The sequence below is a fragment of the Streptomyces sp. NPDC006872 genome, from assembly GCF_040635845.1.
Lineage (GTDB): Bacteria > Actinomycetota > Actinomycetes > Streptomycetales > Streptomycetaceae > Streptomyces.
In genome coordinates this window covers 280819-294629 of the sequence record NZ_JBEYIL010000002.1, presented here as the reverse complement: position 1 = coordinate 294629, position 13811 = coordinate 280819, and the positions used below count along the sequence as shown (strand labels likewise).

Genomic DNA, 13811 nt, shown 5'->3' with positions numbered 1-13811 from the left:
CCGCCCCCGCCCCCCCCCGGGTGGTTTTGCGGCTGGGGGGCGTCGCCCCCCCCCCCCCCCCGACGCCGCATGTCGACGGGCGGCCGGAGGACGTCGTCGTGGTGGTCTCCCGACGCGGGGCGCCCCTGTGGCGCGTGGTCCAGGAGATCGAGACGACCCTCGGGCGGGGCTGACCCCTAACTTCAGATTAGGGGTACGCAGTACCTTTACGGGTGACACTGAGTGCCATACCCTGTGGGCGTGCACGGTGGCACGGCGAACCGGGCACGTGCGTGCACGGGTGAGCCGCGCACGTGGATTCCGGCCGAGTGCAGGGAGTTGACCCGCGTGTACCACTACTCAGGAAACGCCGTTCAGCAGGTCGCCGGCTCCGCGGCGGGCGTCCTCGACCGTGTGAGCGCCGACGGCGACACGATCCTCTTCCAGCGCTGCACCTGGTGCGGCACCGCCATGTACCACCGGCTCCTGTGCCCGGTGTGTCAGGGCAGCGACCTGCGCACCGAGCGCAGCGAGGGCACCGGCACGGTTCGTCACGCCACGGTCGTCAACCGCAACACCCCCGGCGCACGCAATGTGTCCCTCGTCGAGATGGCCGAGGGGTTCGTCGTACGCGGCCGGGTCATGGGCCCGCTGATCGGCATCCACAGCGGCGACCGCGTCCGGCTCTCCACGGTCAAGGACCCGGTACGGGGCGAGCCGGTCTTCCAACTCCTCGACGAGCCGTTCCGAGCCTGGCACTAGGGCCGCCCGGCCGATCAACTCGCAGGACCGCACGGTCGGTTCCGGTGACCGGTTTCTTGTCCTTTCCGGGCAGAGTCCATCGGCACAGGCAACCCACAGGTCCCCTTTCGCTTCCTTCGGGGTGCGAGGGGCTCCCGGTACGGAGGGGGCTCCCGCACTCCGAGTGTTGAGGAGCGGACCTTGATCCGTGCCCGGCGAATAGGTGTCACCGCCGTGGCCGCGCTCGCGGCCCTGGCGGGAACACCGGGACTGGCACAAGCCCAACAACCTTCCGAGACAAGCGCATCGACCGCTTCCGCCGACAGCGGGCTGCCGCCGGGGTGGCAGGTCAGCGGAACGGGAGCGGCCCGCACACTGGTGTGGCGGTCGCCCACCCCCGTGCCCATGGGTGACGCCCGCGTCGAGTTCCACGCGGGCGACCGGCTGCTCGGCGCGCCGCAGGCGGGGAAGGACGGCCACACCTTCCGGCTCTCCCTCGCCGACGCCGGCGACGTCCCGCTGAATGACCTGCAAGTACGGGCGAGCGGGCGCCGTTTGGACGCGCCCGCCGACAACTCCGCTGCGGGCGAGCGGCGTTCAGCGAAGGGCGGGCTGCCCCCGGCCTCGACCCCGCAGGCCCCGGCCCAGGCCCCGGCCAACTCCGTCGACCCCGGCAAGCCGGGCTCGTACCGCACCGCCACCGGCGAGTACGACCTCGACCCGGTACGGCTGCCGGGCTACGCCGAGCCGGTCGAGATGCAGGCCGTGGTGGTCGCGCCCAAGGGGGCCACCGGGAAGCGGCCGCTCGCGCTGTTCCTGCACGGCCGCCACTCCACCTGCTACAAGCCGGGCGCCGAGGACGACGTGACCGGTGAGTGGCCCTGCCCGGCCGGCACCAAGGAGATCCCCAGCTACAAGGGCTATCTGAAGGACCAGCAACTGCTGGCCTCCCAGGGCTATGTCACGGTGTCGATCTCCGCCAACGGCATCAACGGCCAGGACTACCTGGCCGAGGACGCCGGCGCGCAGGGCCGCTCCTCGCTGGTCCGCAACCACCTCGCGAAGTGGGCCGCCTGGTCCGCCCGTCCGAACACCGCCCCGGCCGGGGTGCCCGACGCGACGAAGGCCGACCTCTCGCGCGTCCTGCTGGTCGGCCACTCGCGCGGCGGCGAGGGCGTCAACCGGGCCGCCATGGACAGCCTCTACCCGCCGCCCGCCGACCAGGACGGCTACCGGGGTCCGGTCCGCTGGAAGATCCGCGGAACCGTGCTCGTCGGACCGACGATCTTCGGCCAGAATCCGGTCGCCGACGTGCCTTCGGCGACGATCCTGCCCGGCTGCGACGGCGACGTCTCCGACCTCGAGGGCGAGACCTACCTCGACGGCACCCGCGGCATCAGCAACGGAAGCGCACTGCACAGCGCGGTGTACGTGGTCGGCGCCAACCACAACTTCTTCAACAGCGAGTGGACCCCGGGCCAGTCCGAGGCCCCGGCCTGGGACGACTTCTACGACGACCCGGAGCAGCCCGACCAGGTCTGCTCCAAGGGCGCGGCGACCCGGCTGACCGCCGACCAGCAGCACCAGGCCGGCGCGACCTACATCGCCGCCGCGGCCCGGCTGTTCGTCGCCGGCGACGACCGGGTGCGCCCGCTGCTCGACGGCACCGGCAGGCGCGCCCCCTCCGCCGACCCGGCACGGGTGCTGACGCATGCGGTCGGGGCCCGTCGCTCGGGCGGTTTCGTGCCCGACGGCGGGGTCACGGTGACCGGCGGCCGGGTGTGCTGGGCGGACCCCGACCCGGACAGGTCCTGTCTGGGCGCCGACGCCCTGGGACGGTCCCCGCACTTCGGCTGGTGGGACCTGGAGAAGGACAGCGGCAAGAGCGCGGTCGCGATGCAGTGGTCCGCGCCGGGCACGCCGACGAGGATCACCTCCACCGCTCCCGTCTCCCTCTCCGGCGCCAAGACCCTGGCGCTGCGGGTGTTCGTACCGCCGAACACCACCGGCACCGCGCTGGACGTGTCCGTCACCGACTCCGCCGGCCGCCGTGCCGCGCTCGGCAGGGTCCAGGTCGACGGGCTGCCGGGCTCCGACCTCACCGCCTCCTACTGGGCCCGTGAACTGCGCGTCCCGCTGACCGCCGCCACCCGCGCCGGACTCGACCTCAGGCACATCAAGTCCCTCGACCTGACTCCGCGTTCGGGGTCCGGGAAGGCCTGGTTCATGGACGCCTGGGGCTGGTCCCCCGGCCTGCCCGCGGTGCGGGCGGCGACGCTGCCGCGCGTCGACATCGGCCGGCTCACGGTCAAGGAGGGCGACTCCGGCACCGCCACCTACCACATCCCGGTCAAGGTGTCCGGACACGGCAGCGGCACGGTCCGCTTCTATGTCGTCGCTCCGGACAGCGTCGAGGCCGAGGAGAAGGTGCTCCCGGTCCGGGCCGGCCGCACCCCGATCGACGTTCCGGTCGAGGTGAAGGGCGACACGCGCTTCGGCTACGACGAGGCGCAGGACCTCCTCGTCAAGGCCGTGCGCGGCGCCGTCGTCGGTTCCTACCGAGGCGGGGTGACGACGGAGAACGACGACCCGGCGCCGAAGGTGACCATCGCTCCGGTCGCCGACCGGGTGACCGAGGGCGAGTCGCTGACCTGGCGGATCTCCCTCTCCGAGTCCGCCGACGTGCCGATCTGGTCGATGCTCCGGATACTCCCGGTCGCCGCGGGCCCGGAACTGTCCACCAAGGACGTGGACCCGCAGTGGCTGCTGGACAACTCCGGTGAGGAGGCCGACCCGGAGCGGGCGCTGTCGGAGGCGGACGTCTGGGTGTGGCTGGGCATCGAGCCCGGCGAGACGAGCGTCGAGTTCACGGTGCCGACGGTGAAGGACCAGGTGGCCGAGCCGGCCGAGGCCATGAGCTTCGTGCTGACCGACGACTACGCCGATCCGCTGCCGGGCCGGCCGGTGCTGACGGGGACCGTCGTGGACGCGCCGTAGCAGCGCACCGAACCGCCGCTCCACAGGGAAACGGGGGCATGGACCGTATGGTCCATGCCCCCGTTTCCTTCGTTCTCTGTCGTGCTCACAGCGTGATGCGGATACCGACGGTCCCGTCCGGGCCCCGCCGCAACCGGCTGCCGAAGAGCGTGAGGCGGCCCACGACGCCGTACTTGCGGGCGAGCAGCGTGCGGTAGCGGGCCGTGGTGGCGGGGTCGCAGATCTCTGCGGTGGCCGGGATCTGCTCGCCGGTCGGGTTGCCGCGGACGTCGCAGGGGCCGACGAGGACGTCGCCGCGGGCCCGGATCCGCTTCACCTTCCAGGCGTCCGCGACGGACCAGGCCCCCAGCGCATCCCCGTCGCGCACCACCCACACGGGGGTGGCGACCGCGGTTCCGTTCTTCCGGTAGCTGGTGATCAGCAGGTATTTGCCTGTCGCCAGCCGGTCGAGCGCCTTGTCATCCATTCCCGCAGTCTAGGCACCCTCGCTCCTCACCACCTGGGCAGCAGCAGCTCGTAGTCCGGCTGGAACCGCCGCAGGTACCCGGTGTCGTCGCGGCCCCGCATCCCCGAGTCGAGGTAGCGGCGGTGCAGCCGGTCCAGGGCGTCGTGGTCCAGCTCGACGCCGAGGCCGGGCCCGGTCGGCACCTTCACCTCCCCGTCCTTCAGCTCCAGGACCCCGGGGACGATCACGTCGTCGGCGCTGTTCCACGGGTAGTGCGTGTCGCAGGAGTGGTCGAGGTTGGGGATGGCCGAGGCGACATGGGTCATGGCGGCGAGGCTGATGCCCAGGTGCGAGTTGGAGTGCATGGACAGGGCGATCCCGAACGCCTCGCAGACGGCGGCCAGTTCACGGGTGCGGCGCAGTCCGCCCCAGTAGTGGTGGTCGGTGAGGAGGACCTGGATCGCGTCCTGCTCGATCGCCGGCCTGAGGTGTTCCCAGGCGATCACGCACATGTTGGTCGCGAGCGGCAGCGGCGAGTTCTGGGCGACCGCCGCCATGCCGTCGATGGTCGCGGTCGGGTCCTCCAGGTACTCGAGCACACCGTCGAGTCGGCGCGAGACGTACTTGGCGGTCTCCACCGTCCAGGCCGTGTTGGGGTCCAGGCGCAGGGGCTGTCCGGGGAACGCCTCCGCGAGCGCGCGGATCGCGGCGATCTCCTCGTCCGGCGGGAAGACGCCGCCCTTGAGCTTGAACGAGCTGAATCCGTACCGCTGTTGCATCAGCCGGGCCTGTTCGACGATCCCGGCCGGGTCGAGGGCCTCGGGCCAGTCGTCGGCGATGGCGGGGCGGCCGTCCAGCTCCGGGTGCTCGGCCCACTTGTAGAAGAGGTACGCGGCGAAGGGCACGGCGTCACGGACCCGGCCGCCGAGCAGATCACCGACCGGGCGGCCGAGCAGCTTGCCCTGGGCGTCGAGGCAGGCGACCTCGACGGCCGAGACGGTCCAGCCGCGTTCGTGGGAGCTGGGCACGGTCGGCAGCAGGGCGTCGTCGATCGCGGCGCAGACGGCCGTCGAGTCGAAGACGTCCAGACCCACGACGGTCCGGGCGGCGATCTCGAGCCGTTCGAGTCGCAGCGCGCCGCCCGTCGACTCGCCGAGGCCCACCGTGCCGTCCTCCAGGACGAGTTGGAGGATCACGCGGAGCGCCAGCGGTTCGTGCACGCCGTTGGAATTGAGCAGCGGCGGGTCGGAGAAGGCGATGGGCGTGACGACGAGTTCGCGGATGCGGGTGGCGGGGATGCTCATGCGGCGACCTCCTTCAGTCCCCGGTCGATGAGCTGGGCCGGGCGGCGACTTCGTCGGAGATCCCCCATGAGCACACTCCGTTCATATTCGTGAACTTGCTTCACGAATCTAAATTAAGGTGCCCAAGCTACGAATCGTTTCGGATGCATGTCAAGACATGGCGGCGGCCGCCATCCGTCGCACGCCCTCGGTCAGGATCTCCGGCGAGGTGGCCAGATTCAGCCGCACATGCCCGGCCCCGCCGGCGCCGAAACCGAGCCCGGAGTTGAGCGCGACCCGGCCGCGCTCCAGGAAGACCGCGGCCGGATCGTCCCCGAGGTCCAGTGCCCGGCAGTCGAGCCAGGCGAGGAAGGTGGCCTCGGCCGGCCGGTACCGGACATCGGGCAGCCGCTCGGCGAGGAGGGCGGCGAGCAGCCGTCGGTTGTCGTCGAGGCCGCCGAGCAGGGCGTCCAGCCAGGCCGTGCCCTCGCGCAGGGCGGCGGTGTGGGCGAGGATCCCGACGTGGCTGGGTCCATGGCCGACCTCCTCGGGCAGCCGGGCCAGGTCGGCGGCGGCCCCGGGACCGGCGACGGCCAGCGCCGCCTTGAGCCCGGCCAGGTTCCACGCCTTGGAGGCCGACATCACCGACAGCCCGCTCTCCCCGCCCGGGACGGCGAGGTACGGCACGAAGTCGGCCCCCGCGGCGATGAGCGGCGCATGGATCTCGTCGGCCACGACCCGGACGCCGTACCGCCCGGCGAGCGCGGCGACGGCCGACAGCTCCTGGGCCGTGTGCACGGTGCCGGTCGGGTTGTGCGGGCTGCACAGCAGGTGCGCGGCCCGTCCGCCGCCCGCGACGGCCCGCCGGTAGGCCTCCTCCAGCGCATCGAGGTCGAGCCGTCCGTCCGCGCCGAGCGGCGCCTCGGCGATCCGCCGGTCCAGGTGCTCGACGAACTGGAAGAACGGCGGATACACGGGCGGGTTGACGACCACCGGATCACCGGGCCCGGTCACCAGTTTCAGCATCTCGACGACGCCCAGCATCAGATCGGGCACGACCGCCGTCCGCTCGACGTCGAGCCCGTCCCAACCCCACCGCTCGGCCGCGAACGCGGACAGCGCCTCGGCGTAGGCCGTGCCCACCGGATATCCGGTGTCGCCGAGCGCGAGGGCCTCCGTCACCGCGCGGACGATCGGCTCGGCGAGGGGTACGTCCATCTCCGCGACCCACAGCGGCAGGACGTCGGCGGGATAGGTGCGCCACTTCATGCTCGTCCGACATCGAAGCTCGTCGAGACCGAGGGCTTGCAGCGGGTTCGGTTCACCCGGCGTCTCGTGCGGGATGCTGGTCATGGGGCACAAGATAGGGGGCTGTGGTGTGACCTGGGATCACGCGAACGGGACATTCCTGGAAGTGGCGTGCGACGAATCGGGCTCCGACGGGGAGAACCTCACCGGCGGGAACACGGATGTCTTCGCACATGCCAGTGTGCGGCTTCCCGCGGATTACGCGGTCGCGCAGGTGCAGAAGATCCGCGATCGTATCCGTTCGCCCGCCGAGGAGTACAAGGCGAACCACTTGCTGCGGGAGAAACACCGGCCGGTCCTGGAATGGCTGCTCGCACCGTCCGGTCCGCTGTACGGGCACGCCCATGTGCACCTCGTCGAGAAAGCGTTCTTCGTCGTGGACCGGGTCGTCGACCTGCTGCTGGACGATCCGGAGGCGGCCGTCTCCCTCTTCCGGCAGGGAAGTCGGACCTTCACCGAGGCGGAGTGGCGGAATTTCCTGGAGGCGGCCAACCGATTGATGTGGGTGCGGCCTGAAGGCGCACCGGACGAGCCCGTCGAGTTCTTCTTCCGGACGGTCGAGGAACTGCGGCGGCGGTATTCGGGAACACCCGCGGCACATACCCTCTCGCGGCTCTCGGCAGAACGCTCCCGCGCGCTCGCCTATCGCACCGGAATTCAGGACGGGCCCTTCGTGCTCGCCCCGGTCCTCAATCCCCTTCTTCCCTCGATCCTGCACACGGCCGCCCATTGGAGCGACGGCGGACGCCCGGTCCGGCTCGCGCACGACCGGCAGAACATGCTCACCCCGGAACGGATCGCCTGGATCGAGGACACGGCCCGGCGGCGGGGCATCCGGCTCGCCGGGCTGCGGCTCGTCGTGGCGCGGCACGACGCGCGGGTGCAGCTCGCCGACTTCCTCGCCGGCATCGCCCGCAGCATCGCCTCCGACGAGCTGGGCGGCCGCGGCGACCCCGCGCTGACCGCGCTGCTGCGCCCGTACACCGGTGCGTCGGCGGTGTGGGGCGACGAGCGGAGCGGGGCGCGACTCGGCCAAGCCGCGGCGCAATCCGGCGGTCCCGCACCTGACGTCAACTCCCCTGTCTAGATTGCTTGTCGACTGCGCACGATCGCTTGTCGACTGCGCACGCCATCCCTCGTCCGCCCCTGCCCGTTGCCCCTCGGAGCCGACCCATGACAGAGAACACCCGTATCGACACCACCCAGCCGCACACCGCCCGCATCTGGAACTACTGGCTGGGCGGCAAGGACAACTACGAGGTCGACCGGACGGCCGGCGACCGCATCCGGGAGTTACACCCCGGCATCGGCGAGTACGCCCGCGCCGACCGGCTCTTCCTGGGCCGTGCGGTGGAGCACCTGGTGACCGAGGTCGGCATCCGCCAGTTCCTCGACGTCGGAACCGGTCTGCCCACGGCGGACAACACGCACGAGGTCGCCCAGCGGCTCGACCCCCAGGCCCGGATCGTCTACGTCGACAACGACCCGCTGGTCCTGGCCCACGCCCGCGCCCTGCTCACCAGCACGCCCGAGGGCCGCACCGACTACCTCGACGAGGACCTGCGCAACGTCGACGCGATCCTCGAGCACGCCGCGAAGACCCTGGACTTCGACGAGCCCATCGCGCTGATCCTGCTGGGCGTGGTCATCTTCATCGGCGCCGACGAGGACCCGTACGGCCTGGTCCGGCGGCTGGTCGACCGGCTGCCGGCGGGCAGTCATCTGGTGCTGTCGCACACCATCACCAGCCCGGCGATGCCCGATGTCGACGAGGCCGTGGCGTTCTGGAACGAGCACGGCACGCCGAAGCTGACCCAGCGCACCCCCGAGGACCTGGCGGGGTTCTTCGACGGTCTGGAGCTGCTGGAACCGGGCGTGGTGTCCTGCTCCCGCTGGCGTCCGCAGGACACCGGGGACGGGGCCGAGCCGGCGGAGGTCGCGATGTTCGGCGGGGTGGCCCGCAGACCCTGAGGGGATCGCTCCCGCACTGAACGCCGGCGGGCCGCCGCACGTATGAAGGTCAGGGCGCTCAACGACCGGAGAGCCCCGCGGTGTTGAGTCCGCGCGTTGAGGGTTTCGGGAGCCATGCATGAGGCACGTACGACGACGGACCGTCCGGCGAGTGACACGGCTGGCGGCGGTCGGCGGACTCCTCCTGGGAGGGGCCATGGTCACGCAGGCGGCCATGGCGAGCGAATCGCCCGGCACGTCCGCGTTGCCACGCACCACGGCGGATTCCGTCGTCACCAATCCGGGGACCGCTCTCGTCCAGAAGCTCGGCACCGCGCGCACGGCGGGCACCTGGCTCGGCTCCGACGGGCGTCCGGTCGTCGCGGTCACGGACGAGGAGACGGCCGACGCCGTCAAGGCGGCGGGCGCCGAGGCGAAGGTCGTCCCGCACAGCATGAACGAGCTCAAGTCGGCCACGGCGACGCTGCGTTCGGCGCCCAAGGTGGCCGGCACGGCGTGGGTGATGGACTACCGGTCGAACCAGGTGATCGTGCAGGCCGACAGCACCGTGTCGGCCTCGGACTGGGCGCGGCTGACGGACACGGCCGCCGGCATCGGCAGCTTTGTGCGCATGGAGCGCACCACCGGCGAGTTCACCACCCGGATCAACGGCGCGCTGCCGATCCTGTCCACCGCCGGACGCTGCTCGGCCGGCTTCAACGTGACCAACGGAACGAACGACTTCATCCTCACCGCCGGACACTGCGGGCCGACCGGTTCGACCTGGTTCTCCGACAACCAGGCCAAGCAGCAGGTGGGCCAGACGGTCAACCAGAGCTTCCCCGTCAACGACTTCTCGCTGGTGCAGTACGCGAGCGGCAAGGCGGGCGCCGGCGCCGACGTGGTGGCGGTCGGCAACGGCAACGGGGTGCGCATCACGGGCACCGGCGACGCGGCCGTCGGCCAGCGGGTGTTCCGCAGCGGCAGCACCACCGGGCTGCGTGACGGCGAGGTCACCGGACTGGACGCGACGGTGAACTATCCGGAGGGCACGGTCAGCGGGCTCATCGAGACGACCGTGTGCGCCGAACCGGGTGACAGCGGCGGCCCGATGTTCTCCGAGGGGATCGCCCTCGGCATCACCTCGGGCGGCAGCGGCGACTGCACGACGGGGGGCACGACGTTCTTCCAGCCGGTGACGAAGGCGCTGGCCCAGCTCGGCGTGCAGCTGATCGTGGCGGCGCCGTCCGCCGGCGCGCAGGGCGGCGCAGCCACCTCGTCGACCGGTCCCGCGCCGTCCTCCTCCCCCACCCAGGCGGCGCTCGCCCCGGGGGCGGCGTCCCCGGGCTCGACCACGCCGGCGACGGGCGTCGGGGGCGGTGTGGATCTCGCCGCCCGGCTCACCGACCCCAAGAACATCGGCCCCGGTCTGCTGGTCATCGCCGGCAGTATGGTCGCCCTGGTCGCGACCCGGTACATCCGCGCCGAACAGGACCGCAAGGCCTACCAGCGGTACTACTCGGCGACGTGGGGCTGAGCCGGACTGCAAGAAGGGCACCCGGTCGGGGTGCCCTTGTCGGTGAGGGAGGCTCGGGGAGCGTCAGGCCGCTTCGACGGACTGCGGCGCGGCGGCCCACTCCAGGACGAGCCGCCGGTATTCCTCGCGCTGCTCGACGCTCAGTGTCCCGCCCGACCGGAGCCACAGGGCTCGGATCTGGTCGTTCACCTCTGCGGCCGATCGCTCGGAGAGGGATTCAACAGTGGTGGACATGGTGTGAATCTTACGGCGTCCGGGGTGAAGGCCGCGTGAGTCATCACGAACGAACCGGACATACCGGACGTGTTACTGATCACGTCCATCTGTCAACCCCTACAGGCCGGTTCAGCCCTCCGTGACCGCCTCCACTGCCCCCAGGACCAGCACCTGGATGGCCAGCACGGCGGCCCCGCGCGCCCAGTCGTGGAAGTCGGACACCTTGGTCTCCAGGGCTACCGGGGCGGCCAGCGGATGCCGATGGGCACGCACGGTCGCCTCCACCGTCGCCCCGCCGACGTCCATCAGTCCGACGCCTTCACCGGCCAGCAGGATCTTCTGCGGCATGACGAAGTTGGCGATCTGCGCGACCAGCGCGCCCAGGGCGCGGGCCGCCTCGTCGACGACCCGGGCGGGCATGGGCTCCCCGGCGGCGGCGAGGGCGAGGATCTGCTCGTAGGTCCACTCCCGGCCGGTGGCGGCCTGGACCTGGTAGCGGATGTTGGGGATGGTCAGCAGCGAGACGGCGCTGCCGCGTTCGCCGTCCGGGGTGAGCGGGCCGCCGGGGTTCAGGATCCAGTGCCGGCCGAAGTCACGGTCCTCCTCGGCACAGGGCACCCGTTTGCCGGCCAGGACCAGTCCGTAGCCGATGCCCGCGCCGATGGTGAGGACGACGAAGCGGTCGAGGCCGCGGCCGGCCCCGAACCACGTCTCGGCCTCGACGAGCGCGGCGACGTCGTTCTCGACGACCACCGGCAGTCCCGTGCGCTCCTCGACCAGTGCGGCGAGCGGAACGTCCCGCCACCCCAGGAAGGCCGACTCGCCCACGACGGCACGGTCCTGGACCAGCCCGCCCACGCCGATGCCGATCCCCGCGAGGCGGGGGTGGGCGCCGGCCAGCTCGTCCGCCATCTCCCCCAGCACGGCGACGACCTCGGCGGGGTCGTGCGAGGCGAGCGGACGGTCAAGACGGGCGACGACCTGACTCCTGAGCGTGGTGACGACGCCGTACACCATGTCCGCGGTGATCTTGAAGCCGATGAAAGAGCGGGACTCGGCGACCACGTCGAGCGGCTGCGAGGGGCGCCCCTGCCGGGCCTCCGCCGCGCCGCCCCCCTCGGGCGCCTCGATCAGCAGGCCCGACTCGATCAGCGGCTTGGTCAGCCGGGTGAGACTGCCCGCGGAGAGGTTCAGCCGCCGCGCCAGGTCGGTGCGCGAGAGCGGGCCGTGGACGAGCACCTCGATCGCGACGGAACGCTCCCCCGCGCTCAGCGGCAGCCAGCTGGCGGTACCTGTGGTCATGAGGGTCAGACTCCCACACGATTTCTTCTGCCCGATTTCTTTTGCCATGGAAGTATCCAGGTCACTATAGGCACCCGGGAGCCCCCGGGAAAAGATGTTCTCCTACCTCTTGACGTCTGGATTCTTTCGGCTCAAAAGTAAGTGGCGCCGAGAACGAGTCGCCGTAGACGAGGGAGTCTCCCGATGACCATCGCGTCCAGCAGTCCCCCGTCGCGTCGAGAGGGCCGGGGCGACGGGTGGCTCGCCGCGCTGTTCCTGGCCCCGGCCATGCTGGGGTTCCTGGTCTTCCTGCTCTGGCCGACGCTGCGGGGGATCTATCTGAGCTTCACCCGCTTCAACCTGCTGACGCCGGCGGAGTGGGTGGGGCTCGACAACTACGACCGGATGATCCACGACCCCATCTTCTGGGACTCGCTCAAGGTCACCGTCGAGTACGTGGTCATCAACATCGGCGTCCAGACCGTCGCGGCCCTCGCCATCGCGGTGCTGCTCCAGCGGCTCACCCAGTCGGCCCTGCTGCGGGGCGTCGTGCTCACCCCGTATCTGATGTCGAACGTCGTCGCCGGTCTCGTCTGGCTGTGGATCCTCGACACCCAGCTCGGCATCGGCAACGAGATCATCAGCGGCCTGGGCCTCGACCGCATCCCGTTCCTGGCCGACGAGACCTGGGCGATCCCCACCATCGCGCTGATCAACGTCTGGCGGCACGTCGGCTACACCGCGCTGCTCCTGTTCGCCGGCCTCCAGGCGATCCCGAACGACATGTACGAGGCCGCCAAGGTCGACGGCGCGAGCGAGTGGCGGATGTTCTGGCGGATCACCATGCCGCTGCTGCGGCCGGTCCTGGCGGTGGTGCTGATCATGACCGTGATCGGTTCGTTCCAGGTCTTCGACACCGTCGCGGTGACCACCGCGGGCGGTCCGGCGAACGCCACCAACGTCCTGCAGTTCTACATCTACGGCTCCGCCTTCGGCCGCTTCCAGTTCGGCTACGCCTCGGCGATGTCCGTCGCCCTGCTGGTCGTGCTGAGCGCGATCACCATCCTCCAGTACCGGCTCACCCGGGCCGGCCGGACCGACCTCGGATGACGGAAGGAGTCACCGTGGCTGCCGTGACGACAGTGCCGACCACACCGCCGACGACCACGACCGGCGCACCGCCGGCCCGGCGCAGGCTCACCTTCGGGCGGGCCGCCGCCTGGACCGTGCTGGGCGCGATCGCCCTCATCACCCTGCTGCCGTTCTACTGGATCCTGCGCACCGCGCTGTCCACCAACGCGGGACTGAGCGCCGACCCCACCAGCCCGCTACCGGTCGGCCTCACCACCAGCGGCTTCGAGCGGGCCCTCGGGCTCCAGTCGACCGAGGAGGCGATCGCGCAGGGCGGCGCGGGCGGCGGGCTGGACTTCTGGCGCTATCTGCTCAACTCGGTGATCGTCTCCACGCTGATCACCGGCTGCCAGATCTTCTTCTCCGCGATGGCCGCCTACGCCTTCGCCCGGCTGCGCTGGCGCGGCCGGGACCAGGTCTTCGGCCTGTTCCTGGCCGGTCTGATGGTGCCGACCATCTTCACCCTGCTGCCGAACTTCGTGCTGATCAAGCAACTCCACCTGGTGGACTCGCTGTTGGGCATCGCACTGCCCAGCCTCTTCATGACCCCCTTCGCGGTCTTCTTCCTGCGCCAGTTCTTCATGAACATCCCCCGCGAGGTGGAGGAGGCGGCGCTGCTCGACGGCGCCGGAAAGGTCAAGATCTTCTTCCGGGTGATCCTGCCGATGGCGGCCACACCGGTCGTCACGCTGTCCGTGCTGACGTACATCACCTCCTGGAACGACTACTTCTGGCCGCTGATGGTCTCCTACAGCGACAGCTCACGGGTGTTGACGGTGGCGCTGGCGGTGTTCCGCGCGCAGACCCCGGCGACCGGCACCGACTGGTCGGGGCTGATGGCGGCCACCCTGATCGCCGCGCTCCCGATGCTGGTGCTCTTCGGCCTCTTCGCGCGCCGCATCGTCAGCTCCATCGGCTTCACCGGGATCAAGTGAGGGAACCG

General features: G+C 71.0%; 12 protein-coding genes. 7 read left to right on the top strand and 5 right to left on the bottom strand.

The genetic code is table 11. The features are described 5' to 3' along the window. Positions 1-327: 327 nt before the first annotated feature. A complete protein-coding gene (locus tag ABZ725_RS06405) occupies positions 328-741 on the top strand; it encodes a zinc ribbon domain-containing protein (RefSeq protein WP_351911534.1) in 414 nt (137 codons plus the stop codon). 180 nt (positions 742-921) lie between these two features. Further along, entirely contained in the window at positions 922-3717 is a 2796-nt protein-coding gene (locus ABZ725_RS06400) for a hypothetical protein (RefSeq protein ID WP_358801609.1), read from the top strand. An 85-nt stretch (positions 3718-3802) separates the two neighbouring features. On the opposite strand, the gene ABZ725_RS06395 is transcribed toward ABZ725_RS06400, so the two are convergent. From ABZ725_RS06395 to ABZ725_RS06385, 3 genes are all read right to left on the bottom strand, one after another. Further along, on the bottom strand, positions 3803-4183 hold the full coding sequence (locus ABZ725_RS06395) for a PPOX class F420-dependent oxidoreductase (RefSeq protein WP_358801608.1): 381 nt from the start codon (positions 4181-4183) through the stop codon (positions 3803-3805). A gap of 26 nt (positions 4184-4209) precedes the next feature. Further along, the gene (locus ABZ725_RS06390; RefSeq protein WP_358801607.1) at positions 4210-5466 is read right to left on the bottom strand and encodes a glucarate dehydratase family protein; all 1257 of its coding nucleotides are present in this window, start codon (positions 5464-5466) and stop codon (positions 4210-4212) included. A 150-nt stretch (positions 5467-5616) separates the two neighbouring features. After that, the gene (locus ABZ725_RS06385; RefSeq protein ID WP_358801606.1) at positions 5617-6798 is read right to left on the bottom strand and encodes an aminotransferase class I/II-fold pyridoxal phosphate-dependent enzyme; all 1182 of its coding nucleotides are present in this window, start codon (positions 6796-6798) and stop codon (positions 5617-5619) included. Between the two features lie 25 nt (positions 6799-6823). On the opposite strand from ABZ725_RS06385, the gene ABZ725_RS06380 reads away from it, so the two are divergent. The 3 genes from ABZ725_RS06380 (at position 6824) to ABZ725_RS06370 (ending at position 10240) form a co-directional block, all read left to right on the top strand. Beyond that, positions 6824-7840 carry a hypothetical protein gene (locus tag ABZ725_RS06380; protein WP_358801605.1) on the top strand — a complete coding sequence of 339 codons (1017 nt, stop codon included), beginning with the start codon at positions 6824-6826 and terminating at the stop codon, positions 7838-7840. A gap of 86 nt (positions 7841-7926) precedes the next feature. Continuing rightward, entirely contained in the window at positions 7927-8724 is a 798-nt protein-coding gene (locus tag ABZ725_RS06375) for an SAM-dependent methyltransferase (RefSeq protein WP_358801604.1), read from the top strand. Positions 8725-8842: 118 nt separating this feature from the next. Then, complete coding sequence (locus tag ABZ725_RS06370) at positions 8843-10240, top strand: S1 family peptidase (protein WP_358801603.1); 1398 nt, start codon at positions 8843-8845, stop codon at positions 10238-10240. 63 nt (positions 10241-10303) lie between these two features. On the opposite strand, the gene ABZ725_RS06365 is transcribed toward ABZ725_RS06370, so the two are convergent. Together ABZ725_RS06365 and ABZ725_RS06360 are read right to left on the bottom strand one after the other, a co-directional pair. After that, positions 10304-10474, bottom strand: a complete 171-nt coding sequence (locus tag ABZ725_RS06365; RefSeq protein WP_351917542.1) for a hypothetical protein — start codon at positions 10472-10474, stop codon at positions 10304-10306. 111 nt (positions 10475-10585) lie between these two features. After that, entirely contained in the window at positions 10586-11758 is a 1173-nt protein-coding gene (locus tag ABZ725_RS06360) for an ROK family transcriptional regulator (RefSeq protein ID WP_358801602.1), read from the bottom strand. Between the two features lie 183 nt (positions 11759-11941). Here ABZ725_RS06360 and ABZ725_RS06355 point away from each other — a divergent pair, with 183 nt between their 5' ends. Further along, the gene (locus ABZ725_RS06355) at positions 11942-12847 is read left to right on the top strand and encodes a sugar ABC transporter permease (RefSeq protein ID WP_358801601.1); all 906 of its coding nucleotides are present in this window, start codon (positions 11942-11944) and stop codon (positions 12845-12847) included. 23 nt (positions 12848-12870) lie between these two features. Continuing rightward, positions 12871-13803, top strand: a complete 933-nt coding sequence (locus tag ABZ725_RS06350) for a carbohydrate ABC transporter permease (RefSeq protein ID WP_358802054.1) — start codon at positions 12871-12873, stop codon at positions 13801-13803. Positions 13804-13811 lie beyond the last annotated feature (8 nt).